The sequence below is a fragment of the Bacillus manliponensis genome (assembly GCF_000712595.1).
Classification (GTDB): domain Bacteria; phylum Bacillota; class Bacilli; order Bacillales; family Bacillaceae_G; genus Bacillus_A; species Bacillus_A manliponensis.
This window is the reverse complement of sequence record NZ_JOTN01000007.1, coordinates 157,769-183,290: the sequence shown is the minus strand read 5'-3', so window position 1 is coordinate 183,290 and position 25,522 is coordinate 157,769. Positions and strand designations below refer to the sequence as shown.

The following is a 25,522-nucleotide window of genomic DNA, read 5'->3' as shown; positions in this document are numbered from 1 at the left end:
TTTCGTCTCTATATTCCTTTAATTTCAATAAAATTCTAACAAAAATACACAATTTTATCAAACGGACTTTTTCAACAAATTTGTATAAAAAGTATGTTTTTCCCTTATCGTTATGTAAAATTCACAAATCTTTAACATTTTTTTATAGAAATAAAAAAGAACTCGCAATTGCGAGTTCTTTTTCTATATTTCATTAAACTTGTACTGGAGCTGGCTTTTCGTAACGTAAAACTGGCTTACGTGCAGCCATTGTTTCATCAAGACGCTTAATCACAGTTGTATGTGGTGCCTCTTGAACAATTTCTGGATTCTCTTCTACTTCTTTTGCAATTTGAATCATTATATCAATAAAGCCATCTAATGTTTCTTTTGATTCCGTTTCTGTTGGCTCAATCATGATACACTCTTCCACATTTAATGGGAAGTAAATTGTTGGTGGATGATAACCAAAGTCAAGCAAACGTTTTGCAATATCAAGCGTGCGTACACCTAGTTTCTTTTGACGACGACCAGATAATACAAACTCATGCTTACAATGTCTATCAAATGGAAGATCAAAGTGCGGCGCTAATCTTCTCATCATATAATTTGCATTTAATACAGCATATTCTGTTACTGCACGAAGCCCATCTGGACCCATAGAGCGAATATACGTATATGCACGAACGTTAATACCAAAGTTACCGTAGTATGGTTTCACACGACCGATTGCATGCGGACGATCGTAGTTAAAGTGGTAACCATTTTCTGTCTTCTCTAAAATTGGTTTTGGTAAAAATGGCATTAAGTCCGCTTTTACACCAACCGGGCCAGAACCTGGGCCACCGCCGCCGTGTGGGCCTGTAAATGTTTTATGAAGATTTAAGTGAACAACGTCAAAGCCCATATCTCCAGGACGTGCTTTACTTAATACTGCATTTAAGTTCGCACCGTCATAATACAACTTACCACCTGCATCATGGACAATTTTCGCCATCTCTAAAATGTGTTCTTCAAATAAACCAAGTGTATTTGGATTTGTTAACATAAGTGCTGCTGTTTCTTCGTTCACGACACGCTTTAAGTCTTCTAAATCAACAAGACCGTTCTCATCCGATTGTACTGTAATTGTTTCAAATCCAGCTACTGTTGCAGATGCTGGGTTTGTACCGTGCGCAGAATCTGGAACGATTACTTTCGTACGGTTGTAATCACCTTTTGCTTCATGGTATGCACGAATTAACATTAAACCAGTCCACTCACCATGCGCACCTGCTGCTGGCTGAAGTGTTACTGTATCCATACCTGTAATTTCTGTTAAATGCTCTTGTAAATCGTATAAAAGCTCCATTGCACCTTGCACTGTCTTTTCATCTTGAAGTGGATGAATATGAGCAAATCCAGGGAAACGAGCAACATTTTCATTAATTTTCGGATTGTATTTCATCGTACAAGACCCAAGTGGATAGAATCCAGAATCAACACCGTGATTACGTCGAGAAAGCGCTGTGTAGTGGCGCATAATATCTAACTCTGATACTTCTGGAAGCTCTGCATCTTCTGTACGAACATACTCAGTACCAAATATATCTTCAAGCTTTACTTCTTCGACATCTAATTGGGGTAAGCTATATCCTATTCTTCCTTCTTTACTCATTTCAAAAATAAGCGGTTGATTTTCGTTCATCATTGGATATCCCCCATTTCTTTCACAAGTGCGTCGATTTCTTCTTTTGTACGAAGCTCTGTAACAGCAAGTAACATATGGTTTTTAAGTTCTGCATAGTCACGACCTAGGTCATAACCACCAATAATGTTCTTTTGCAGCAACGCATCGTTTACATCTTGTACTGGACGTTTGCAGTCTACAACAAATTCATTGAAGAATGGACCGCTAAACGTTACTGTAAAGCCATTCGCTTCAAATTGACGTTTTGCGTACTGTGCTTTGTAAATGTTTTGACGAGCCATTTCTTTTACACCTTGTTTCCCAAGCGCTGTCATCGCAACAGAAGCTGCTAATGCATTTAATGCTTGGTTTGAACAGATGTTAGATGTCGCTTTATCACGACGAATATGCTGCTCACGTGCTTGCAATGTTAATACGAAACCGCGCTGACCTTCTGAGTCTACTGTTTGTCCAACAAGACGACCTGGAATTTTACGCATGAACGCTTTTGTCGTTGCAAAGTAACCACAGTGCGGGCCACCAAACTGCGTTGGAATACCAAATGGCTGCGCGTCACCAACAACGATATCTGCACCAAGTTTACCAGGAGGTGTTAATGCTCCTAATGATAATGGATTAGAAGAAACGATAAATAACGATTTTTGCTTATGTACAATCTTTTCAATGTCAGCTAACTTCTCTACTTGACCAAAGAAGTTTGGATATTGAACAATTACGCAAGCAACGCTGTCATCTACTTCACTTTGCAGCACCTGTAAATCTGTTACACCGTCTTTATAGTCGATTTCAACAACTTCAAGACGCTGACCTTTTGCATATGTTTCAAGAACAGCTCTTGATTCCGGGTGAACTGCTTTTGAAACAAGGATTTTCTTTTTACGTGTATGTCCAGCTGCTAACATTGCTGCTTCCGCAAGCGCTGTACCACCGTCATACATAGAAGAGTTTGCAACATCCATACCAGTTAATTCACAAATCATCGTTTGATATTCAAAGATTGCTTGTAGTTCCCCTTGTGAAATTTCTGGTTGGTATGGTGTATATGCTGTATAAAATTCTGAACGAGAAAGAACATGATCAACAATTACTGGTGCATAATGGTCATAAACACCTGCTCCTAAGAAAGAAGCATAGTCTTTTAAGTTTGCATTTTTACTAGCAAGCGCAGATAATTCTTTTAATAATTCCGGCTCTGATTTTGCTTGCTTTAAATTTAATTCCCCTTGAAATAGAACGCTTTTTGGAATATCTGAAAATAGTTCATCGATTGATTGTACACCAATCGTTTGTAACATCTCTTTTTTGTCTTCTTCTGTCATTGGAAGATAACGATGTAACATGAAATCTACCCCTCTCCCGATTACTTTGAACGTTTGTAAAATGGTGTTGGTACAACGATTGCTTTGACACGTTTATTACGAATTTCAATCTCTACTTCAGTATCTACTACCGCGTATTTTACATCGATAAGTGCTAAGCCGATATTTTTCTTCAGAGTAGGAGATTGTGTTCCACTCGTTACTTCTCCAATTTTTTCATCACCAATGTATACTGGATAATGACTGCGAGGAATTCCGCGTTCAATCACTTCAATGCCGACTGATTTACGAGGCGCACCGTTTTCCTTTTGCTCTTTTAACACTTTCTTTCCAAAGAACTCTACTTCTTTGTTTGTCTTCACCGCAAAGCCAATACCAGCTTCAATTGGTGTAATCTCTTTCGTTAACTCTTGACCATACAAAGGAAGTGTCGCTTCAAAGCGAAGTGTATCACGAGCCCCTAGTCCACACGCTTTTAATCCATCTTCTGCCCCTACTTCAAGAAGTTTATCCCAAATCTTTTCTGCATCTTCGCTCTTACAGTAGATCTCAAATCCATCTTCACCTGTATAACCTGTACGTGATACAAGCGCTGGAATTCCATCAATTGCAACATCGTCCTTAAATTTAAAGAACTTAATTTCTTTCAAATCTTCTGACGTTACTTTCTGCAAAATACTTTCTGCTTTTGGTCCTTGAATTGCAAGCTGAGCGATTTCAGGTGAAACGTTTGTTACTGTCACATTACCTTCTACATGAGACGCTAACCACTCGTAATCTTTTTCAATGTTAGAAGCATTAATAACAAGTAGATAATCCTCTTCATCTCTCTTATAGATTAATAAATCATCTACTGTGCCACCATCTTCATAACACATCGCCGTATATTGAGCTCCGCCTACCTTTAAGATAGACACGTCATTTGTCATCATTCGTTGTAAAAATGCTAAACTATCTGGACCTTTTACTTCTACTTCTCCCATATGAGAAACATCAAAAAGACCCGCTGCACTGCGAACAGCCTCGTGCTCTTCTTTAATGCTAGAAAATTGAACTGGTAGCTCCCAACCACCAAAGTCAATTGTTTTTGCACCATACTTCGCATACACATCATATAGTGGTGTACGTTGTAATGTAATCATGTTCTCTCCCCCTTGCGCTGTCTATGACAAATCTATGAAAAGAAGCTTCCCACATCGAAACGTTTAATTTTCAGAAACAGTGGGATATACGGAATCTCACTATTTTTTTTCATGAAAGCGTAATAAAAAACTACTCTCTTGGACAAAATACGAAAGATTCCACACATTTCACACCATTATCCTAACATTTTTCGTTCTATTTCATCAATATTCTAGCTTAAAAAATAATTTAGAATTTATAGAAGGTAGGAGAGTTATTATGAATGTTGAAATTAAAGTGGATCATTCGTGGAAAGAAAGTTTTTTAAAGCGAATGGAAGATGATGGGCCATGGACAAACTGGGAGCTATTTCAATTAGCTTATGAAACAGAAAAATCATTACTTGTTCCGACCTTTGATGGTTTACAAGCTCCAAAGCATTTATCACATTTCACACCGCTTCCACATCAGCTTGAAGTTGCACAAACTGTCATTGAACAGATGAATGGAAAAGCAATATTAGCAGATGAAGTTGGACTTGGGAAAACAATTGAAGCTGGATTAATTTTAAAAGAATATATGGTGCGCGGCCTTGTAAAAAAGGTGCTAATACTCGTTCCAGCCTCTCTTGTTTCACAGTGGGCATATGAGTTAAACACAAAATTTTTCATTCCCGCCGTTGCACAAAAGAAAAGCTATTCATGGGAACAATGTGATGTTATCGTCTCTTCGATTGATACAGCAAAGCGGCACCCGCATCGCGATATCGTACTAAGTTTAGAATACGACCTTATTATTATTGATGAAGCACATAAATTAAAAAATAATAAAACAAAAAACTATGAATTCGCACAGCGGCTAAAGAAAAAGTTTTGTTTACTACTAACTGCAACACCCGTTCAAAACAAAATTGATGAAATTTTTAATCTTGTATCCTTACTAAAACCAGGGCACCTTGGGAATCAATCAAACTTTGAGGAATACTATGCTTCTAAAAATAGAACAGCTGAGTCTGACGAACATTTAAAGGCGCTCATTAATAAAGTAATGGTTCGAAACCGACGCAACGATACTGGGATTGATTGGCCGAAGCGCCATGTACATACGATGTTTATTGATTTTAATGACCAAGAACGAGACTTATATGATGCGATTGAAAGTTGGAGAACTGGCGATGCTTTTACTTCTGCATTTTCCGCTTTAACGCTAAAGCGAGAAGCTTGTAGCAGTCGCGAAGCTGTTTACTTTTCATTAAAAAAACATATAGAAAAAAGACAAAAAGAAAACGGGGAATACATACCAGATCCACATATTAACGTATTAATGGAGAAAATCAATTGTATTTCCTCAAATTCAAAAGCAGCAAAGGCATTAGAAATTATTAAAGAAATTGATGATAAAGTGGTAATTTTTACAGAGTATAGAGCTTCACAAATGTATTTACAATGGTTCTTAAAACAACATGGTATTTCTTCCGTTCCATTTCGTGGTGGATTTAAACGTGGCAAAAAAGATTGGATGAAAGAATTGTTCCAAAACCATGCAAAAGTATTAATTGCAACGGAAGCTGGCGGAGAAGGGATTAACCTACAGTTTTGTAACCATATGATTAACTATGATCTCCCTTGGAATCCGATGCGACTTGAGCAAAGAATTGGTCGTATTCACCGCCTTGGTCAAAAACATGATGTGCATATTTATAATTTGGCAACGAAGCATACCGTTGAAGAGCATATTTTGAAACTACTATACGAAAAAATACAGCTGTTTGAGCGTGTTATCGGTGAACTTGACGACATTTTAACACGTATTAATATGAAAAATATCGATGCGCACATACAGGAGATTTTCGCTGAGTCAAAAAGCGAAGGAGAAATTCGCATTAAAATGGAAAACTTAACCTCCATTATTGAATTTGCAAGAAGAAGTGAAGCTGAGGTGCAGGGCTATGCAGCAACATGAAATTTATGATTATTTATGGCGATTTTTTGAGGCAAATGAATGCGAAATTTTACAGCGTTCGCCTTCTTTACTCGATGTACAATTAACAATCGAGATGGATAAATTATTAATGAATCGTCCATTTTATTGGCACTACCTTGAAAAAACAGGCGGCATTCCTAACCCAATGCGTCTTTCTTTTACAACCATCCAAAAAGAGGATGACAAAGACAGTGAATTTATCCATTACGGTTCACCACGTTTACATCAAATGTTTGAAACAACAAAAAATTTAGGTGCTTATATTCGTTTATTTGAAGATGTTCAAACAAACGGACGAACAAATACACCTCTTCATCCATGGCTTGGTGTCAATATAAAAGTCTCTTATCAGTGTGACAGAAAACGAGATGTGCTCCATTCAATCGGTATTCATCTCATCTCTGGTGCCATGATTACAAACTTTCATGAATCGATTGCAGCACTTCAGCTTACACCAAAAATCCCTGATTTTTGTTTTACACTTTCTCCAATTATTAAGCCTGGAAGTGGATTAAATCGAATCGAAGAAACATTAAAAACGGTCATTGCAAAAGAGGATCATACGTGGGCTGAAGAAGCGCGGCAGCGTTGGAATCATGATTTACAGCTACTCGGTAAATTTTATGAAGAAAGTGAAGAACTCCCTGAAAGCTATGAAATTGAAAAGCAAGCATTACAGGAACAATACGAACCATACGTGGCAATGCAAATTATAAATGGTGGAATTTTTTATATAAAAGGTGATCATTTCCTTACTTAAAGAAAACATGCCCACATAGTTATAATCATTTGTTTCTACGCGGGCATGTTCATTCATATTTTTCCATTGTATTTACGGCCATCATTATGTTCTTGTTGTTGAATATTTGTCATTCGCTTTTGATATTCTCGCTGTTTTGCACTCACGTGGTTTGCGTCAGTCTCACGATTCTTTTTCGATCCACCTGCTCCGTTGCTCATATAATTCACCTCCGTTCCTATTCGTCTCTCGTATTTTCAGCTAAAGAAGACCTCTTTATACAAAATAAAAAGGGACGGTTTCCCTTCCCTTTTTACTCACTTACATATTTTTGAAACATGCTATGCAGTCCTTCTCGAACAAGAAAAGAGATTTGCTCATCAGACTTATTCGGATAACGCTCGCGTAAACGAATCGACGCTTTTGCTTTTAAATTTTCTAATACAGAACGGCCGCCTGTTCCATAAATCGTTTCCGCATATTCTATCAACTTTCCATCTTCTACTGTAGCTAAATTATGATTAAAGAAAAATTTACTCATATTCCCACCTCTTTTTTGTTAGCGTTTACATTTATATATGTTACATATTATTTATTTCATAGTATTGTATATTGTACTCATATAATTACTTAGCCTTATTATAAAACAACATAGACATAGTTATAATATGAATTTTAAACAATTTTGTGAACATACGCTCTTAAAATGTAAGCGTTTTACTTATTATAATATAAAAACGATTGTCTCGCTAGAGACAATCGTTTTTATATTATATTTTTATCTCACTATTCATCATAGACGACACCCTAACTTGAGAGCTTACATAAATAGTAAACGGAAATAGCGGATAAAATTTCTTTTTATTCTACGTTTTGTACGTACTGAAGACGTTTACGCAGCACCGGCATATTACTTGTCCAAAAGAAAAAGCTTGCCTTCTTTAATTAATTATATATAAATCACAATATTAAAGTCAATATTACATTAAAATCTTTTTAATTTAATATTTTTTATCAAATAATTCTCACTTTAATCAACATTTACATATTGATTCCTCAAACAGTAACTCACTCTTGAAATTCCCTTACATCAAAATAACGCCAAGACCAAGGTCCATGGCGTTATTTTTAGGTATAGCGTCGATTTATGACGAAAAATCTCGGCGCTATAAATTTTACTATGACATATATAACGATTTCTAGTTGTAATTTATTACAATTGTTAACTAGATTTTTTTCGTTTTTTCTTCACTCTCTCGTATACAAAAGCAGCACTAAACGGAACAATTCCAAACCAGCGATTTAAAAATGGCTCACGCTCTGCACGGCGCTGTTGACGCTTTTGCTTCCGATCTTCTTTTGGTACATCCATATACGACACAAATTGTTGTGTAACATATCTTATATAATCATTTGTAGACATTTTACTCACCTCTACTACATGAGTATGCCCATTTTCTTTACACATTAATCTTCATCTTAATTTCTTTTACAATATCCTTAACTTGTTTATTAGTTGTATTCACTTTGATTGTTGCCTCTTCATAAAGTGGCTCACGCTGTTTAAATTTCTCAATAAACGCTTCAATATTTTCTTTTTGAAATAGCGGCCTTGTTATATCTTCATGAAGACGTGCAGCAATAACATGTGGATCACAATATAAATAAATATTAATTCCATGTTTCGCCATCCAACTTCGATTGATTTCCTTTTCAACAATCCCTCCTCCTGTTGTAATAATTGTATTTATTGTCGGCACAGATTGTAACATTTCACTTTCATATTGCCGAAAAACATTTTCCCCTTCCTCCGCAAAAATATCCCGAATGATTTTCCCATATTTCCTCTCAATTTCTTGATCCGTATCTATAACTGGAAGATCCAGCACCTCACTTAAAGCTTTACCTACGGTTGTTTTTCCTGCTCCCATAAAACCTGTAATATATATCGCTTTCATCTTAACTTGTTGTCTCCCTCCAGTTTGTAATGCTGCCATTTTCTTTATTATACTGAAAATTAACTGTATATGATTGATTTCCTTTTACAATACATTGCAATGTAATAAAAGCAACTCTTTCTTCAACTACATAACTTCCTATTACATCTCCACTTTTGTATGAATAAAAAACTTCTCCTTGTCCCTCTTCTTCTATCACTTCATCTTTCACATCAATAACAGCTTGTTGCATTACTTCATCTAATATAAACAAAGTTTCAGCTTCTTCATAAAACATCTGATCTGTCACAAGTGCATTTACTTCATATATAAAAAACGAAAATAATAAAAAGAGGAGCACTAATGTACCTGGCATTGTAAATCCATGTTCGTTTTTCACATTGATACCTCTAAAGAAGAGTACCGCGTTACCACACCATGAAGGATTTTACCACTCTCATCTTGTACACGTATCCATAATGTATGTGGTGTTAATTCATAAGATATATATTTTACTTTTTGCAACAATACTTCATGGCCCTCACCGTTCACTTTCCGGACAACTCTGCTTCCTGAAGTCGTATACATAATCGTATTTCCACTCTCTGATTGAAATATAACTATCCTTCCACTTCCACGTCCTTTACTTACATCATGGAATTCTAATTGCACTTGATGCAAAAAAACATTCCACTCCCAGTTACTAATTTGCTCTGCGTGTGGAACTTCAACAAATAATAGGTGTAACCGTGGAAATAATAAAAGAAACAATGATAAAAAAAATAAACATAGCAACATCTCAAGCAATGTAAATCCTTGTTTATTTTTCAACATAACGGCACCGTTTCATTTCATGTTGCCTTACATCTTCCCATAATACACAAACTTTTTCATCTTCCCACCTTAGCATATACGTTATCCCCTCTTCTTCTTTTACTTTCGGCAACATTTCTCCATTTTCATACAAATATAAAGCTGCTTCCTCTTGCAATAATACTTGTGCTTTATACTTCATCTGTATATTTTTTCGTTCCTTCATAATAAGAAGTGTTTGCGGGAATATAAGTGATGCTACCATCATAAGTAAAATTAACGACACTAGCATTTCAAGCATGACAGATCCTTTCTCACATTTCATAATACGTAAATCTCCCCCGACCAAGCTGAAATACGATGCGATACGTGAGTGATTTATACGTAATGATAATCGTTCCGCCTCGATTAATGTTGCCAGTTGAACTATACGTCATTGGATTTGGAAATGTGTATAAATCCACTTCTATAGCTTCATCATAATACCTTTGAAATACAGGTTTACTACCGCCCGTCGCTGAAATGCTATACATAGATTGGTGAGGAAACCATCGTAACGTGTAATAGTTCCGATGGCTAATTGCAAACTGCTGCATAAGTAGAACATCTTGCGAAAATTGCTCAACAAATTGTTCGGCTTTCTTTTTTTCATATAGTGGATAAAGATTGAAATATGTTATGACACTTAATATTGAAATGACTCCAAGAACGAGCAACATCTCTAGTAAAGTAAATCCCTCTTCTTTCACGATTCGCCTTCTACCTCAACAAGGCCAGTATCAGGATGGATTGAAATCGTTCTCCCATCTGGACAAGCATCTTTTGTAATATATTTTTTCTCATGCAACTCTTGTACAGTTGGAATTGTATCATGCTCTAATCTATACGTTTCAACTTGTGTTTCTACAGATTTCACAAATGCATCGCATCCTTTTCCTTGAACAGAATCTTTTTGTTTAATCACATTTGGAATAATAAGAAGTAACAAAACAGAAATAACAAGCATAACAAGTAACATTTCTAATAAGGTGAACCCTTTTTCATTTTTCATATTTCATCCTCCTTACATCGTATCCATCATTTGAAACATCGGCATAATCATCGCCAAATACATAAGTACTACTGTAAGACCGATACATGCAAATAAAATTGGCTGTATAATAAACAACGTCTTATTCATTTTTTCTTCTGTTTTTTCCACAATCATTTCACTATAGTCCCTTAGTTCCGCTGCTAAATTTCCATTCGCCTGCCCATGAGTCATAATAAAAGAAAGTTCAAGCTCATAATAACGACGGTTCATCAAAATACAATCCAATTGTTCTCCTTTTGTCAGTAAATCTTTTATATAAATCGCCTCATATTGAAAAAACGGTTGATGCTTCTGTTCACTCATTAACGTTAACGCTTCTAAAACTGAAAGTCCCCCTTGTAACAATGCACTAAGCTGCGTAGCAAAATAATGAGAATTCATCAAACGTAAAAATGAATTTATCATTGGCAACCGCATAAACATATCCATCCTTTTAACAGAGTGCATTTGTTTTATATAGAAAATATAGATAAACACAGCTATGCCCAACAAACTAAGAAACCCACCGATTACATATGGCAAAAGCTCTATACATGTTAAAATCGTATCTGTAAAGGAAGATGTTTCAGTTTGTAATGACTTGTATAATGTTGAAAACTGGGGTAAAAGAACAAGATTAAAAACAAGAAGAATCGCTAATAAAAATACAGATAAAAATAGAGGATAACGTAGCACTTTCATAATATCTTTTTGCCGTTTATCCTTGTGCTGAAGCAATACACTTCCTTGCTGCAATGCAAAAGCTATATCACCATGTTTCTCTGCGTAAAACAAATAACTTAATAAATCGGCGTGAAATGTTAACTGCTGAAATACATCATGTAAACTACGTCCTTTTTTCAACTCTTCAATTACACTGCAAAGCTGCTTTTTCTTTTCTGCCTGCAAGTGTAATTGAAGAAATTCGAGAGCATGTAACAAAGAGTATCCTTTTGTTAATAATTCACCAAGGCGCTTCATTAATAATGCTTGCTCATGCAAACGCCACTTCATTTTGTTAAACATACATATCCTCTTCTAAAAAACCTAAAGCTTTTCCTTTTCGGATACAATCTTGCAAAGTCATATAACAATACGTTACATTTTCCCCTTGTGCCTCACGAATTACTTTTTTCAGCTCATTTCTATATAACACCTCATAAATGCTAGCACGACGCACTTTCCTCATTTTCTTACATAAAGGAGAACATCTCTTTTGACAAAACGGACATTTCAACTCAACAAGCCTTTGCGCAGCAACTGCCAACAATGCTTGTTCAATTTCTTGAAGTGTAACACCGAAATCTAACAGGCGTAGCACTGCTCCCTTTGCATCGTTCGTATGCAACGTCGTTAATACTAAATGACCTGTTAAACTTGCTCGAATTGCTATTTTAGCGGTTTCCTCATCTCTAATTTCTCCAACTAAAATAATATCTGGATCATGTCGTAAAATAGCCTTTAATCCTGCTGCATACGTAATTCCTGCTTTTTCATTAATTTGAATCTGTAATAAACCTTCTTTTCTTTTCTCTACTGGATCTTCGAGGGTTACAATACGGCGTAATCCTTGCTTCTTTGCTACTTCTAATAAAGAATAAATCGTTGTTGTTTTACCAGAACCAGTTGGGCCTGTAAATATTAATAAACCGTGGGAATGATGTAAAAAGGAGAGAAGTTTTGTAGCGGTATTTGGAAATAATGAAAGATGAGAGAGGTGCTCCGTTGAGCCTTGAAGATGAATTCGAATAACAAGACTTTCATAATAAATAGTTGGTAACGTTGATAATCGTAAATACACATCTGCTTCTTTTATTTGCATCTGTAGTGCCCCATTTTGTGGTTTTCTTCTTTCTCCAATATCCATTGAAGCTAGAAATTTAAAATGTGACACAAGGCGTTCTCCAAATTCCTTTGCGATGTAATACTTTGTTACTAAATCTCTGTCAATTCTGAACTGCACAACTGCATCTTCATGACGCGGAATAATATGGATATCTGATGCTCGTAACATACATGCTTCTTTCACTAAATTATCTGCAAACCGTTCGACACTCTTCATGTTTTATCGCCTCCTCACTATGTATATATCATGAGGGCTGTAAAAAGAAAAATCATGATTTTTTCGTTTTCCCAGATAAATTCTATCGCTTTACATATAAAAAAACACCATTAAGTTTGTGAAATTATGAACAATTAATGAACCATTACAGAAAACCATTATTATACAGCTTTATCTATATTATAATGTTAGTATTCTTGATAATGTAAAAAAGGTGGCGATTGTAATGGAACAAACTTTAAAAATAACAGGCGTATTATCCGATCCAACACGCTATTACATTTATAAATATATTTCACAAAAACATAGTGACGTAACAGTACAAGAAATTGCAGATGAATTCAATATTCACCCAAACGTAGCTCGCCTACATCTCTCAAAATTAGAGGATGTAAATATGTTAACATCCGAAACAAAGAAAACAGGAAAAGGCGGAAGACCGAGTCGATTATATGCATTATCTGAAGATGTCATTCAGCTACAATTCCCATTTCGTGACTACCGCACGCTTGCTCAAATCGCATGTAACTCGTTACTAAGCCTCGGAAAAATCGGAGAAGAGGCACTTTATGAAACAGGCAAGCAATTCGGAAAAGAGATTATGACACAACATTTGCATCGTTTAAATATAGATGAAACAGAATTAACAATTGAACAAAAAGTACAAATTGCAAAAGAAGTTTTATCAACAGCTGGCTTATCTCCGGCTTTCGAGTTGAATATAAAAGATGGAAAAGTTTTTTATGAAGTACACAATTGTCCATTTAAAGAAGTAGCCGTTCAACATCCAAAAGAAATGTGCGCAATGCATGGGAATATGATGAAAGGGATATTTGAAGTTTTATTTTCCAATATAGAATTAACAAGACAAGATAACATATTAGACGGTTGCAAATCTTGTAACTATCGACTTTCTATATAAAGTGGAACTTCACTCAGTGGGTTCTTCATCCTCCACTGAGTGTTAGCCTGACCAATCGGGCTTTTGCGGGATAAAAATTAGTTCTCTTTCCTAACGCACAACAACGAAACAATGCAAAATAAAAATAAGAAGTCAGCATAATCCGGCTTCTTATTTTGTAAATGTTTACAATAGTTAGAAAAGTGAATTATAATTAAGGAGAGACTTTAAGTTCATACAAAAAGGGGGGAATCGTATGGATCGTATGTTTCGCGTTCTCGGCTTTTGGACTGGTATTTTTGCGGTCATGTTTTATGTAGGGGATATGGAAGCTGTTTCGTTATTATTTTTAGGACAAACAGGATTTTTCGTACTTTTAAGTTATTTAAAATTAACAGAGCGCATGTATCTTTATGTATTTGGTGCGTATTTAACAGTCTTCTTCATCGGTTTTACATACTACACCACATTCCTTTTCACACCTAGCGTTGGACATTAAAAGCATCTTTATTGCAGGATGAAGTCTTATCGTTAGGCTTCGTCCTTTCTTAATTTATACACTTGCCATAAACATGTAACTTACAACAGCAGAATATATTAGAAACAAAAACAGAAAGACTTCTATCCTTACGTAAGGAGGGAATGAATAATGTATATATTCATTGGCATTTGTTTGTTTCTCATTGTCCTCTCTTTTCTATTCGCACAAAAATTTGCTCCAAACTCCGCCATGATGGTAAGTTTTCAAGGAAAAAAACTAAAAGTACTCCTAACATGGATTACCATCGCAGCAATCCTCACCTTTTCATATGGTATCTACCATAAAGTAACATACCAACTTTCTTATATTGACATCGAAGTGAATAACAACAATTATACGGTATTCGGAAACATCGGAGAATTAGGGTACTATTCTGATTCACTTGTGAAGCAAGGGAAGGAAACAACTATTATGCTTGTTTCTTGGAAAGAAATTAATCACACTAATACTGAATTTCATATTCAATATCCAACTGGAAAAGAAACGGTATGGAAGCCACATATGTCAAAGCTTCATAATGAATCCATACAAGATGTAAAAAGAGCATTTCAAATTAAAAGCATATATGAACTCCCTCCTTATACATTTCAAGAAGCAGGACGTACAAAAATAACTTTAAAAAACGGAAAAGAAAATATCGGAAAGATGACAATTGACGTAAAGAAAGACAAATAACGAAACCACTTTTAATTCCAACCGTCACACTATGTTTTTCTCAATTCAATTATTTTTTCACAAATGCGGTTATCTGTTTATGCTAAAGCAGTTAGCCGCACTTTATTCATTGAGATAAATTTTTCCACATTTTTTAATTCCCTAGTTGACTTATAGGTTTTATTGAAATATATTTGATGTAACAGCTCGGAAAGAGGGGAAACAACATGGACACATTGTTAATCGTGGCTAATATTGCTATTATGCTTGTTTTAGTCGGCGTATTATATTACATGCAGCGTAAATATGTTTCATTTAATAAACGTGTATTTACAGCGCTTGGAATCGGAATTTCTTACGGACTTATTTTACAATTCTTTTATGATCCGACTTCAGATGTTATCGTACAATCAAATAACTGGTTTAATCTAATCGGAAGTGGTTATGTAAAACTACTACAAATGATTGTTATGCCACTTATTGTCGTATCAATTCTTTCAGCATTTACAAAATTAAAACTAACAAATAACCTTGGAAAAATTAGTGGTTTTATTATCGGCATTTTACTTTTAACAACTGCTATTTCAGCTGCTGTCGGAATTGCAGCAAGTGCTGGATTTAACATTGAAGCAACAGATTTACAACAAGGAACTGCGGAAACAGAGCGCCTAAAAGTAGTAGAAGAACGCTTTACATCAGTTGAAGGAGCATCAATCCCACAACAAATACTAGAATTATTACCTGCAAATCCATTTCTAGATTTAACAGGAGCTCGCCCTACATCAACGATTTCTGTCGTTATTTTTACAGCGTTTATTGGAATTGCCTTTTTAGGCGTAAGACGCAAGCATCCAGAACAAGCAGAAGTATTCAAGAAGGGTCTCGATGCTGTGTATGCAATTGTAATGCGTATGGTAACATTAATTTTACGCCTTACTCCATACGGTGTGCTTGCACTTATGACAAAAATGGTATCTAGCAGTGACTTAAATTCCATCTTAAAGCTAGGAAACTTTGTGCTAGCATCTTATGTTGCAATGATTACCATGTTTATCATTCATTTACTACTCATTTCATTAACAGGATTAAATCCTATCCAGTTTGTGAAAAAAGTATTCCCGGTGTTAACATTTGCATTTACATCTCGTTCAAGTGCAGGTGCACTGCCATTAAATATTAAAACACAAAAGGAACAGCTTGGTATTTCTGAAGGGATTTCAAACTTCTCAGCATCATTTGGCGTATCGATTGGTCAAAATGGATGCGCAGGTATTTATCCAGCAATGCTTGCAATGATGGTTGCTCCAACAGTTGGTATCAATCCGTTAGATCCAAAATTTATGCTAACATTAATTGCTGTTATCGCGATTAGCTCATTTGGTGTAGCTGGTGTTGGTGGTGGTGCAACATTCGCAGCACTTATCGTCCTATCTACAATGAATCTGCCAATCGAGATTGTTGCTCTATTAATCTCTGTTGAACCATTAATTGATATGGGGCGTACTGCATTAAACGTAAGTGGATCTATGACAGCTGGGCTTGTTTCTAGTAAATGGCTTGGTGAATTAGATGAAGAAACATATAACAAAGAAAATACCCAATCAGAAGTGGTAGCATAACAAATCCCCCTGGACGTAATCCAGGGGGATTTGTTATATCCGGTCTTTTTAACAATATCCGTTTTGTTCACACCAATCATGAAATTGGCGGACATCAACATCAACTAAAATGATATCTTTTAATTCAACATCAATATCGATATTATTAATGACAATTTTATATATGCTCGTTTGCTCCGAACCAATTCGTTTTATAACTCCCATTTGATTTCGGTATGGCCCATCATTTACATATGCTTTTTGTCCTGTAATATCAAAGTTCATCTCCTTCACCTCTTTTTTCGAACAATAAGACCCCCACTTTACTAAGCTACAGTGGAGGAGCAACTTTATATCATTTCTGTATATATATGATAAAAATATAAAAATGCTACTAAAAACAAACTCGTAAAATGAAAAAGAAAGACCATCACAGTATTATTGTGATGGTCTTTCTTTTTCATTTTATATTCATTTTTGATTTCACTGCTAAACCAGTTACACTTTCTAACAAGTCTATAGCTTCCTCTAACGTCATATGAAAAATAGTTTTGTCTCCTTCTACGTAAGGAAACATTTTAAATCGCTTCTCTATTTGCTTTACAACTTCCGAGGAAAATAATGCACTCTTTACACCAAACTCTGTTTCTAATAATACAATCCAATCTAAAACATGGAATCCTAGGCCATCTAAAAATGAAATTAACTTTCCTTCCGGATTCGCAACAGATAGGACATGACGTTCTAAAGTATAAAAAAGATCTTCTCCTAAAATATCTTCTATCTCCTCATCGTGTTCACGGTTCACAATTTCTTCATAACCGTAATCATCAACAAGCTCCTCTACTTCTTCACCATCTTGAAACAATAGTTGCTGTAATGAAGCGCCTTTCTTAAATTCACTTTGCTGAACTACTTCTAAAAAGCTCGTTTGCCATCCTTGCTCTAATTTCATATATAAACTCCTTTAATTCTTTTTTATCTTTAAATACATATTTTCACGAAAACGTGCTTTTGCTATTCCATTACACTCTCTCACATATAAAGATAAACTAGAAGCACTTTTTATTTCACCATCTATATAAACAGAAGGATCAACAATTCGTTCTTTTCCGCCTCCATAGCAAATATCATACTCATCTTTATTTTCTTCAATCTGAACATTGCCCTGCAGAAGTGTTAATAACTCATGTGTTTTTTCATCTTCACAGCTTTGTAGCCTTTTTATGATTTCCCAATCATCTGTTAAGAAATCTTCTATTTGTATAATTCTTTTTTCTAACGCTCTCTTTAATATACTTATTAATAATGAATAACCATACGCATTTAATGGGTGTAAAAAGAAATCTAATGTTTCTTTATAATACACTTTAACGAACCATTCTGCTGCATAAAGAGAAGAAACACAAATTTGATTCTCCTTCACAATTAACGATGGTAAAAACTGATTTATATCCTCTTTTGAAATCATTCCATATGTATACAAATCTCGAAGTGTATAATCAATTCGATCGGCACAAAGTAAAGGAAGTGGTCGCTCTAACAACGTCCATTTTTCCCATTCCTGAAGTAAAGTATAAGTATAACCATACTTTTTTAATACAGCAGGAATTTCTGAATTTTGAATGACATCTTGAAATATTTCCTCATGATAATTTTCTTCGTCTGTATGTAATACGTGATCAATAACATGTGAAAAAGCTGTATGTGATACATCATGCAGTAAAGCTGCAATTTGTTCTTCTACTGTTCCGCCTAACATTTTCACAAGTAACATAACGCCAATTGAGTGTTCATAACGTGGAACATTCCACTTAGGATTAACAAGAAAACTTGCTCCACCTTGATGAATATTTTTCAAGCGCTGCATTGCTTTCGTTTGAATCAGTTCTTCTAACACACCATCTATTTCGTACTCACCGTATATAGAATCACAGATTTTCATACCTATTCTTCCTTCCTCAGTATATACGAAACAAACTGCTCTAATTCCCCTTGAAACACATTTACTTCTGGCAAATGATAAAATGTCGTTTCTAATTGATTATTTCGATGATACACATATATTTTTTTCTCCCAAGCAATTGCCATACCAAGCTCTGTATGACTTCCGTTTCCTCCATCTAATACAAGTAAAAAAACATCTGATTGTTGAATGGCTTGTTTTTCTGCTACTCCAATTTCGCACAGCGTAGCAGCGTTAGTTGCCCTTTCATTTTTTGTCCAATCATATGTATGTTCCCATCCTGCTTTACGTAGTTTTTTCGATACCTCTTGAACAAGATGTTTATTTTGAAAACTTGATGCTATATAAAACTTCATAGAAAGCTACCCCTTTCGTTTTATATAAACAACTGGGAAATTCCGATTACGTTTACGAGAATGTGAGAGGACAATACGATTTATCTTGCCTTCTTCTCTCTTGCTTCTTGTTTTTGATCATTTTCACGATTTAACATTTCTAACTGAGCTGTAATTTCAGATTTTGCAAGCTCTCTTTCTTGCTTAAACTTCCTTGCAATGTAAACTATGACACTACCAACATATAATATAAAACAAATAATAAGAGTGGTATTTTCATAGAGACTAAGCTCCAACCCGATCACTCCTCATCCCGCGCGTTTTTTTCACCCGTACAATTGGAATTTCCCTGTAAACCTCTGCTATTGTAACATAAAATATGTAAACGTTCGAATATTTCATAACGGCTAAAAGGGCATGATTCTTATCATGCCTTTTTAATCTGATCGATGATTGTTTGTACTGCTTGCTGCCCATTATATTTGTTCATTGCTTGCTTATATTGCTCCTTATTTCTACACAACTCATCAATGCACGAAACAATTGTCTCTTCCGTTAACGCTTCCTCATATAGAACTGTTGCATATCCTTGTTGTTCAAACGACTGCGCATTTAAAATTTGATCCCCTCTACTTGAAGCCTTCGGCAGTGGAATTAAAATCATTGGTTTTTGCAGCGTTAAAAACTCAAAAATTGCATTTGATCCTGCTCGTGAAATAACGAAGTCTGTCGCTGCTAGTATATGCGGTAATTCTTCATGAACATATTCGAACTGCGCATACCCTTTCGTTTCTTGCAATGACTCATCTATATTATCTTTCCCGCAAAGATGGACGATTTGATAATGTGTTAAAAGCTGCGGCAGTGCCTTTCGAAGTGTTTCATTTATTTTCTTAGCTCCTAAGCTCCCACCCATCATTGTAATCACTGGCTTTCTATCATGAAACTGTAACCACTTTAAACCATGTTCACGCTTTCCTTGTAATACATCTTCACGAACCGGAGAACCTGTATAAATCGTCTTTTCAGCTGGTAAATGCCTTTTCGCTTCTTCAAATGTTACAAAAATTTTAGAAGCAAATTTTAAAGAAATTTTATTTGCAAGCCCTGGCGTCATATCTGATTCATGTAACAAAATAGGGACACGGTTGAGCCACCCTCCAATAACAACTGGTACTGATACAAATCCACCTTTTGAAAAAATGACATCAGGCTTTATTTTGCGAATACGTATATAAGCATCCATTACACCCTTCATCACGAGAAACGGATCTTTTATATTTTGTAAATCAAAATATCTACGTAATTTTCCGCTCGCTATCCCGTAATAAGGAATACCTTCCTTTTCAATAATCGTCTTTTCAATTCCACGGTGAGAACCAATATATGAAATATCCCACCCTTCTTTTTGTAAATGCGGCATAAGTGCTACATTTGGTGTAACATGACCAGCAGAACCGCCACCTGTAAAAACAATCTTTTTCATGCTTTGCCCCCTTTATCCCGCTATTTGCGAGCTAACACACAGTAGAGATGAATCCCCCTACTTGCGTGAAGTTTCACTCTATAGCTTATAATACACTAAAATAACGTGCTTTCGGGTGCGCAAATACCATTGCAGTTACCGATGCTTCTGGTTCCATCATAAATCCTTCTGTTAACTTAATTCCTATTTCTTCTGGCTGAATTAAGTGGAATAGTTTTTCTTGGTCTGCAAGTTCTGGGCAAGCTGGATAGCCGAAAGAAACACGTATTCCTCTATATTTCGTCCTGAAACGTTCCTCCATTGTCATATCAGGAGAATCTGGAATCCCCCAGCGATCTCGAATTAACATATGTGTTTTTTCCGCTAATCCTTCGGCCAGTTCAAGCGCCAGTGATTGAATCGCATGACTTCTTAAATAATCCCCTTGTTCTTTCCATCTGTTTGCAATTTCCCGAACACCATTTCCAGCTGTAACAGCTAAGAAAGCAACATAATCCATTTCATCTCCAACCGGTCTTAAATAATCTCCTAGCGTTCGGTACGGCGCCTTTCCTTGCCTTGGGAAAGTAAAACGTTTGAGCACACGTGTATGATCTTTTGGATCATAAATGATAATACTTTCTCCATCGCTTTGCGCTGGGAAAAATTGATACACTGCTTTTGGTTGTAACCAAGATGCACCTTCACGCAGTAAGTCATCAATTAAATCATTTAATTGATGAGCGCGCACATCACCTTCTGCTAATAATTTTTTTACATTTCCCTTTAACCCTAAATGATGCCCAAGCAACATTTGTCTGTTTAGAAAAGGTGCAAGATGAGATACAGGAATATCACGAAGAACAACTCGCTCTGTTGAAGCAGGTATCATTACCGATTCAGGTGGCAATTTTTCAATTACAATTGGTTCTTCTATTTTTTTCTCTTCTTGTTTTACAACTTGCAAATGACGCTCTTTTTTATCTTGCTTCATCTTTTCTCGTTCATCTTCTTTTTGTAATTTATTCATTAAATCTAATCCATTCATCGCGTCACTCGCATATAACACGAGACCATTATATGAAGGAGAAATCCGTGTGTCTGTAAATTTCCTCGTCAATGCTGCACCACCAACAACGATTGGAACATGGATATTAGCCGCTTTTAAATCTTCCGCTGTCGTTACCATTTGCTGAGCGGACTTCACAAGCAAGCCAGATAGTCCGATAATATCCGGTTTCTTTTCTTGTACTTCCTGAATAATTCGATCAGAGCGGACATTGATTCCTAAATTAATAATATCGTAACCGTTGTTTGCTAAAATAATCTCTACTAAATTTTTTCCTATATCATGAACATCACCTTTTACTGTTGCAAGCAGTACTTTTCCTTTTTTCGCACTATCACTCGTTTCCATATGTGGCTCTAAATAAGCGACTGCTGCCTTCATACTTTCTGCACTTTGCAACACTTCAGCAACAATAAGCTCATTATTATTAAACAATCGACCAACTTCATCCATCCCTGTCATAAGTGGGCCATTAATAATATCAAGTGGTTTTCTACCTTCATCAAGAGCTACCTGTAAATCTTTATGTAATCCTTGCTTCGTTCCTTCTACAATGTAATTTGCTAATCGTTCTTCTAACGTTAACTTCTCGCCCACAACCTTTTCTTTTTTCTTTGCATTACGATAAAAGTTTGTAAATGTTTCTAACGTTTCTTGCGTTGTTTCAAATAATAAATCATTGGCAAGTTTCTTTTCCTCTTCAGAAATTGAGGCATATCTCTCTAATTTCTCTGTATTTACGATTGCATAATCAAGCCCTGCCTTTGTTGCGTGATATAAAAAGACAGAGTTTAATACTTCCCTTCCAGCTGGTGGCAAACCAAATGAAATATTGCTCACACCTAAAATCGTTAAACATTCTGGGAGCGCTTCTTTTATAAGACGTATTCCTTCTACTGTTGCTGCCGCTGAACCGATATATTCCTCATCTCCTGTACCAACCGGAAAAACAAGCGCATCAAATATGATATCAGATGGACGTATCCCGTATTCTTTCGTTAATGATTCGTAGCTTCGTTTTGCAATTTCAAGCTTTCGCTCTGCACTTACTGCCATCCCTTGTTCATCAATCGTACCAACTACAATTGCTGCACCGTATTTTTTAATAAGCGGCAACACTTTTTCAAAACGTTCTTCTCCATCTTCAAGATTAATAGAGTTAATGACACCTTTTCCTTGTATGTATGTTAACGCTTTTTCCATAACACGCTCGTCGGTAGAATCAATCATAATTGGAACTTTTAACACTTTCGTTACTTCTGCTAAAAAACTTTCCATGTCTGCAATTTCATCTCGGTCTGGATCAGCCATACAAATATCAATAATATGCGCATTTTTCTTCACCTGCGCTCTCGCAATTTCAGATGCCTCTTCAAACTTTCCATCTGCAATCAACTGCTTAAACTTCCTGGATCCAATAACATTCGTTCGTTCTCCAACAAATAATGGTCGCATTGAATCTTCATATTGAAGCGCTTCAAGTCCGCTAATACCGTGCCCTAAGCGCTTTTCTTTTGCACGTGCTTTTAATGGTGTTAACGCTTCTTTCATCGCACGGACATGTTCAGGTGTTGTTCCGCAACAACCACCAACGATATTAACCCACCCTTCTTCCGCAAACAATTTCACTTTTTGAGCAAGAGAGCTTGGTGATTCATGATAATGACCATTTTCATCTGGGAGCCCTGCATTCGGATAACAAGAAATATAACACTCTGCTAAACTGGAAAGAGAACGAATATGCTCCCTCATAAATTCCGGTCCTGTTGCACAGTTTAAACCAACACAAAGCGGCTTCATATGCTCAATTGACAAATAAAATGCCTCAATCGTTTGACCCGCAAGCGTCGTCCCCATTGGCTCAATCGTTCCTGAGATCATAAGTGGAACTCGTTTCTTTGTTTCCAAAAAGGCCTGTTCAATTCCTAAACAAGCGGCTTTCACGTTACGCATATCTTGACTTGTTTCTACAAGAAGGACATCGACACCACCTCTTAAAAGCGCGCGTGCTTGCCTCGTATACGCTTCAATTAGTTCTTCAAACGTTACACCACCTGTTACGCTAATTGCTTTCGTCGTCGGTCCCATTGCACCAGCAACATATACTTCTTTTCCACTCTCCTTTACAGCTCGTTTGGCGAGTAAAGCAGCTTTTTCATTTAGTTCTTCATCTAAGTAAGACAAGTCATAATCGCTTAAGACAATATTAGTCGCACCAAATGTATTTGTTTCAATAATATCAGCGCCTGCTTCAATATATTTTTTATGAATCTCAAAAATTACATCCGGGCGTGTTTCTACTAAATATTCATTACAGCCTTCATAATCTTCACCGCCAAAATCTTCAGCGATTAAGTCCGCTTCTTGAATCATCGTTCCCATTGCACCATCTAAAATTAAAATTTCTTGCTGGAGTCTTTGTTCTATTGGTCTCATGCATAAATTCCTTCTTTCTCTTTTTGTTTCCGCTTCACATACTTTACAAGGCTTGCTGTCACTTCATATCTTAAAAACGGTGTAATGAGGTAAATGCCGTTGAAATATTTCATTGTCACATCAATTAGTTCTTCAGCAATTCGAATCCCTTCTTGTACGGCAGATTCTTTCGTTTCATGACCGTCCATGCGCTGGCGCACTTCTTCAGGGAGCGTAATACCAGGTACTTCATAATGTAAAAAGTCCGCATTCCGCTTACTAATAAGCGGCATAATTCCAATAAAAATTGGCTCTTCGAGATGTTTCGTTTCTTCATATATTTTTTCAATTAACGCTACGTCGTACACCGGCTGCGTTAAAAAGTATGTCGCACCAGCTGCGATTTTTCGTTCCATTCTTTTCACAGCCGCATTTAGTTTTTTCACATTCGGATTAAACGCAGCCCCAATCGAAAAACTAGTAGCAGGACCAATCGATTTCCCCATAATAGAGCGCCCATTATTCATTTCTTGAATCATTTTAATTAATTCAATGGAAGAGAGGTCATATACAGACGTTGCACCAGGAAAATCGCCAACTCGCGCTGGATCCCCGGTTAACGCTAGCACTTCTTCCATTCCAAGCGTTGACAATCCGAGTAAATGCGACTGCAAACCAATAACGTTATGATCACGACATGTTAAATGCGTTAACACAGGAATATCATGTTTTGTTAACAATGAACCCATCGCCATATTTGAAATGCGTGGAGATGCAAGGGAGTTATCCGCTAATGTAATTGCATCAGTACCCGCTCTTTTCAGTGCTTTTGCTCCTTCAAAAAAACGATTCGTATCTAATGTTTTCGGTGGATCTAACTCAACAACAATTGTTGTTTCTTTTTTTGCTTTCTCCGCCAGAGTAATACGATTTACTACGTTCGAACGCTGGGGAGTTACTATCTTCGGCCGCTCTGCAACTTGTTTCTCTGTAATAGGTACCTTCTTTTCTAAAGCACGTTTTATTGCTTCAATATGAGCTGGCCTCGTTCCACAACATCCACCAAGCAAACGTACTCCCTCTTCAATAAACTTCGGAGCCGTTTCTTCAAAATAAGCAACGCTTCCTTCATACTCATAACGACCCTCAACATATTTCGGAAGCCCTGCATTCGGATATGCAGATATAAAACCACTTTTCGGTATCGATATCATCTTAAGAGACTCAATCATATGAAGCGGTCCTAACTGACAATTTAAACCGACAACATTTGCCCCTACATGAATGAGTTGTTGTAATATGTCATCTATGTAATTGCCGTTTTGCGTCGTTCCTACTTCATGTAACGCAAGCTGAGCAATAAGAGGGATATTCGTTTGTTTCCGCAATGTTTTTACAGCGTGAAGCAATTCGAACTCATCGTAAAATGTTTCTAGTAAAAGTCCATCAACCCCTTCTTCTAGCAAAGCGTTTGCTTGCTCAAGTAACATAAATTCACGCTCGGTATCCGTCGTTGTAATAGCTCCAAGATGTTTCATACCTCCAATCGTTCCAACAACAGCATTCCTTTCTTTCACTGCCGCTTTTGCTAGCTTGACTGCTTCTTTATTAATTTTTTCAACTTTATTTTCAAGGCCATACATACGGAGTTTTCCTTCATTTGCTCCGTACGTATTCGTCTGAATAATGTCGGCTCCCGCCGCTACGTATTGTTTATGAATAGACACAATTCGATTAGGATCGGACAGATTTAACTCTTCAAAGCAACTTTGTAATCCATGTGAATGTAACAACGTTCCTACCGCCCCATCACCAATCACAATACCTTTATTTAGTAAATCTAATAGTTTCACATAACTCCC

At 36.2% G+C, this 25,522-nt stretch carries 28 protein-coding genes; 6 read left to right on the top strand and 22 right to left on the bottom strand.

Annotated features, from left to right (window positions below; translation table 11 throughout):
* Positions 1 to 193: 193 nt before the first annotated feature.
* The 3 genes from gcvPB to gcvT are packed head-to-tail and all read right to left on the bottom strand — an operon-like array spanning position 194 to position 4,130.
* A complete protein-coding gene (gcvPB, locus tag BAMA_RS10765) occupies positions 194 to 1,669 on the bottom strand; it encodes an aminomethyl-transferring glycine dehydrogenase subunit GcvPB (RefSeq protein WP_034638906.1) in 1,476 nt (491 codons plus the stop codon).
* The gene (gcvPA, locus tag BAMA_RS10760) at positions 1,666 to 3,009 is read right to left on the bottom strand and encodes an aminomethyl-transferring glycine dehydrogenase subunit GcvPA (protein WP_034638904.1); all 1,344 of its coding nucleotides are present in this window, start codon (positions 3,007 to 3,009) and stop codon (positions 1,666 to 1,668) included. Before gcvPA ends, gcvPB begins: the two co-directional genes overlap by 4 nt.
* A 20-nt stretch (positions 3,010 to 3,029) precedes the next feature.
* Entirely contained in the window at positions 3,030 to 4,130 is a 1,101-nt protein-coding gene (gcvT, locus tag BAMA_RS10755) for a glycine cleavage system aminomethyltransferase GcvT (RefSeq protein WP_034638902.1), read from the bottom strand.
* Positions 4,131 to 4,389: 259 nt separating this feature from the next.
* Here gcvT and BAMA_RS10750 point away from each other — a divergent pair, with 259 nt between their 5' ends.
* Together BAMA_RS10750 and BAMA_RS10745 are read left to right on the top strand one after the other, a co-directional pair.
* On the top strand, positions 4,390 to 6,072 hold the full coding sequence (locus BAMA_RS10750; RefSeq protein ID WP_034638900.1) for a DEAD/DEAH box helicase: 1,683 nt from the start codon (positions 4,390 to 4,392) through the stop codon (positions 6,070 to 6,072).
* The gene (locus tag BAMA_RS10745) at positions 6,059 to 6,853 is read left to right on the top strand and encodes a YqhG family protein (RefSeq protein ID WP_034638898.1); all 795 of its coding nucleotides are present in this window, start codon (positions 6,059 to 6,061) and stop codon (positions 6,851 to 6,853) included. The genes BAMA_RS10750 and BAMA_RS10745 overlap by 14 nt, the downstream gene beginning before the upstream one ends.
* A gap of 53 nt (positions 6,854 to 6,906) precedes the next feature.
* Here BAMA_RS10745 and BAMA_RS24890 read toward each other — a convergent pair whose 3' ends face one another.
* From BAMA_RS24890 to comGA, 11 genes are all read right to left on the bottom strand, one after another.
* Complete coding sequence (locus tag BAMA_RS24890) at positions 6,907 to 7,053, bottom strand: hypothetical protein (RefSeq protein ID WP_200874674.1); 147 nt, start codon at positions 7,051 to 7,053, stop codon at positions 6,907 to 6,909.
* 92 nt (positions 7,054 to 7,145) lie between these two features.
* The gene (locus BAMA_RS10740) at positions 7,146 to 7,373 is read right to left on the bottom strand and encodes a hypothetical protein (protein WP_034638896.1); all 228 of its coding nucleotides are present in this window, start codon (positions 7,371 to 7,373) and stop codon (positions 7,146 to 7,148) included.
* Positions 7,374 to 8,054: 681 nt separating this feature from the next.
* Positions 8,055 to 8,255 (bottom strand): YqzE family protein, encoded by a 201-nt coding sequence (locus BAMA_RS10735; protein ID WP_034638960.1) that lies wholly within the window; start codon positions 8,253 to 8,255, stop codon positions 8,055 to 8,057.
* Positions 8,256 to 8,292: 37 nt separating this feature from the next.
* On the bottom strand, positions 8,293 to 8,790 hold the full coding sequence (locus BAMA_RS10730; protein WP_034638894.1) for a shikimate kinase: 498 nt from the start codon (positions 8,788 to 8,790) through the stop codon (positions 8,293 to 8,295).
* A gap of 1 nt (position 8,791) precedes the next feature.
* Positions 8,792 to 9,169, bottom strand: coding sequence for a competence type IV pilus minor pilin ComGG (gene comGG / locus BAMA_RS10725; RefSeq protein ID WP_034638892.1), 378 nt, complete (start codon positions 9,167 to 9,169; stop codon positions 8,792 to 8,794).
* Positions 9,166 to 9,600 (bottom strand): competence type IV pilus minor pilin ComGF, encoded by a 435-nt coding sequence (gene comGF, locus BAMA_RS10720; protein ID WP_415782881.1) that lies wholly within the window; start codon positions 9,598 to 9,600, stop codon positions 9,166 to 9,168. Before comGF ends, comGG begins: the two co-directional genes overlap by 4 nt.
* Positions 9,590 to 9,907 carry a type II secretion system protein gene (locus BAMA_RS10715; protein WP_034638888.1) on the bottom strand — a complete coding sequence of 106 codons (318 nt, stop codon included), beginning with the start codon at positions 9,905 to 9,907 and terminating at the stop codon, positions 9,590 to 9,592. The genes comGF and BAMA_RS10715 overlap by 11 nt, the downstream gene beginning before the upstream one ends.
* Positions 9,897 to 10,331: a competence type IV pilus minor pilin ComGD gene (gene comGD / locus BAMA_RS10710; RefSeq protein WP_034638886.1), complete on the bottom strand. Its 435-nt coding sequence runs from the start codon at positions 10,329 to 10,331 to the stop codon at positions 9,897 to 9,899. Before comGD ends, BAMA_RS10715 begins: the two co-directional genes overlap by 11 nt.
* The gene (comGC, locus tag BAMA_RS10705) at positions 10,328 to 10,633 is read right to left on the bottom strand and encodes a competence type IV pilus major pilin ComGC (protein WP_034638885.1); all 306 of its coding nucleotides are present in this window, start codon (positions 10,631 to 10,633) and stop codon (positions 10,328 to 10,330) included. The genes comGD and comGC overlap by 4 nt, the downstream gene beginning before the upstream one ends.
* Before the next feature lie 12 nt (positions 10,634 to 10,645).
* Entirely contained in the window at positions 10,646 to 11,680 is a 1,035-nt protein-coding gene (comGB, locus tag BAMA_RS10700; protein ID WP_034638884.1) for a competence type IV pilus assembly protein ComGB, read from the bottom strand.
* The gene (comGA, locus tag BAMA_RS10695) at positions 11,673 to 12,716 is read right to left on the bottom strand and encodes a competence type IV pilus ATPase ComGA (RefSeq protein WP_034638883.1); all 1,044 of its coding nucleotides are present in this window, start codon (positions 12,714 to 12,716) and stop codon (positions 11,673 to 11,675) included. The genes comGB and comGA overlap by 8 nt, the downstream gene beginning before the upstream one ends.
* A gap of 226 nt (positions 12,717 to 12,942) precedes the next feature.
* Between comGA and BAMA_RS10690 the strand changes: the two genes are divergently transcribed.
* The 4 genes from BAMA_RS10690 to BAMA_RS10675 all read left to right on the top strand — a co-directional run bounded on the left by BAMA_RS10690 (position 12,943) and on the right by BAMA_RS10675 (position 16,431).
* Entirely contained in the window at positions 12,943 to 13,638 is a 696-nt protein-coding gene (locus BAMA_RS10690; RefSeq protein WP_034638882.1) for a helix-turn-helix transcriptional regulator, read from the top strand.
* Positions 13,639 to 13,873: 235 nt separating this feature from the next.
* Positions 13,874 to 14,116, top strand: a complete 243-nt coding sequence (locus BAMA_RS10685) for a DUF2626 domain-containing protein (RefSeq protein ID WP_034638880.1) — start codon at positions 13,874 to 13,876, stop codon at positions 14,114 to 14,116.
* 150 nt (positions 14,117 to 14,266) lie between these two features.
* A complete protein-coding gene (locus tag BAMA_RS10680) occupies positions 14,267 to 14,833 on the top strand; it encodes a hypothetical protein (RefSeq protein WP_034638878.1) in 567 nt (188 codons plus the stop codon).
* Between the two features lie 206 nt (positions 14,834 to 15,039).
* Positions 15,040 to 16,431: an L-cystine transporter gene (locus BAMA_RS10675; protein ID WP_034638877.1), complete on the top strand. Its 1,392-nt coding sequence runs from the start codon at positions 15,040 to 15,042 to the stop codon at positions 16,429 to 16,431.
* Positions 16,432 to 16,479: 48 nt separating this feature from the next.
* Here the strand turns inward: BAMA_RS10675 and BAMA_RS10670 are convergent, their stop codons facing one another.
* The 8 genes from BAMA_RS10670 to BAMA_RS10635 all read right to left on the bottom strand — a co-directional run bounded on the left by BAMA_RS10670 (position 16,480) and on the right by BAMA_RS10635 (position 25,513).
* The gene (locus BAMA_RS10670; RefSeq protein ID WP_034638876.1) at positions 16,480 to 16,695 is read right to left on the bottom strand and encodes a DUF3912 family protein; all 216 of its coding nucleotides are present in this window, start codon (positions 16,693 to 16,695) and stop codon (positions 16,480 to 16,482) included.
* 175 nt (positions 16,696 to 16,870) lie between these two features.
* Positions 16,871 to 17,365, bottom strand: a complete 495-nt coding sequence (locus tag BAMA_RS10665) for a hypothetical protein (protein WP_034638874.1) — start codon at positions 17,363 to 17,365, stop codon at positions 16,871 to 16,873.
* Positions 17,366 to 17,377: 12 nt separating this feature from the next.
* Positions 17,378 to 18,355: an HD domain-containing protein gene (locus tag BAMA_RS10660; protein WP_034638873.1), complete on the bottom strand. Its 978-nt coding sequence runs from the start codon at positions 18,353 to 18,355 to the stop codon at positions 17,378 to 17,380.
* 2 nt (positions 18,356 to 18,357) lie between these two features.
* Complete coding sequence (locus tag BAMA_RS10655) at positions 18,358 to 18,732, bottom strand: nucleoside 2-deoxyribosyltransferase (RefSeq protein WP_034638872.1); 375 nt, start codon at positions 18,730 to 18,732, stop codon at positions 18,358 to 18,360.
* Positions 18,733 to 18,812: 80 nt separating this feature from the next.
* Positions 18,813 to 19,007, bottom strand: coding sequence for a DUF3966 domain-containing protein (locus BAMA_RS10650; protein WP_084157963.1), 195 nt, complete (start codon positions 19,005 to 19,007; stop codon positions 18,813 to 18,815).
* Between the two features lie 131 nt (positions 19,008 to 19,138).
* Positions 19,139 to 20,197: an undecaprenyldiphospho-muramoylpentapeptide beta-N-acetylglucosaminyltransferase gene (locus BAMA_RS10645; protein ID WP_034638869.1), complete on the bottom strand. Its 1,059-nt coding sequence runs from the start codon at positions 20,195 to 20,197 to the stop codon at positions 19,139 to 19,141.
* Positions 20,198 to 20,282: 85 nt separating this feature from the next.
* Entirely contained in the window at positions 20,283 to 23,681 is a 3,399-nt protein-coding gene (gene metH / locus BAMA_RS10640; RefSeq protein ID WP_034638868.1) for a methionine synthase, read from the bottom strand.
* Positions 23,678 to 25,513 carry a bifunctional homocysteine S-methyltransferase/methylenetetrahydrofolate reductase gene (locus BAMA_RS10635; RefSeq protein ID WP_034638867.1) on the bottom strand — a complete coding sequence of 612 codons (1,836 nt, stop codon included), beginning with the start codon at positions 25,511 to 25,513 and terminating at the stop codon, positions 23,678 to 23,680. The genes metH and BAMA_RS10635 overlap by 4 nt, the downstream gene beginning before the upstream one ends.
* Between the last annotated feature and the right edge of the window lie 9 nt (positions 25,514 to 25,522).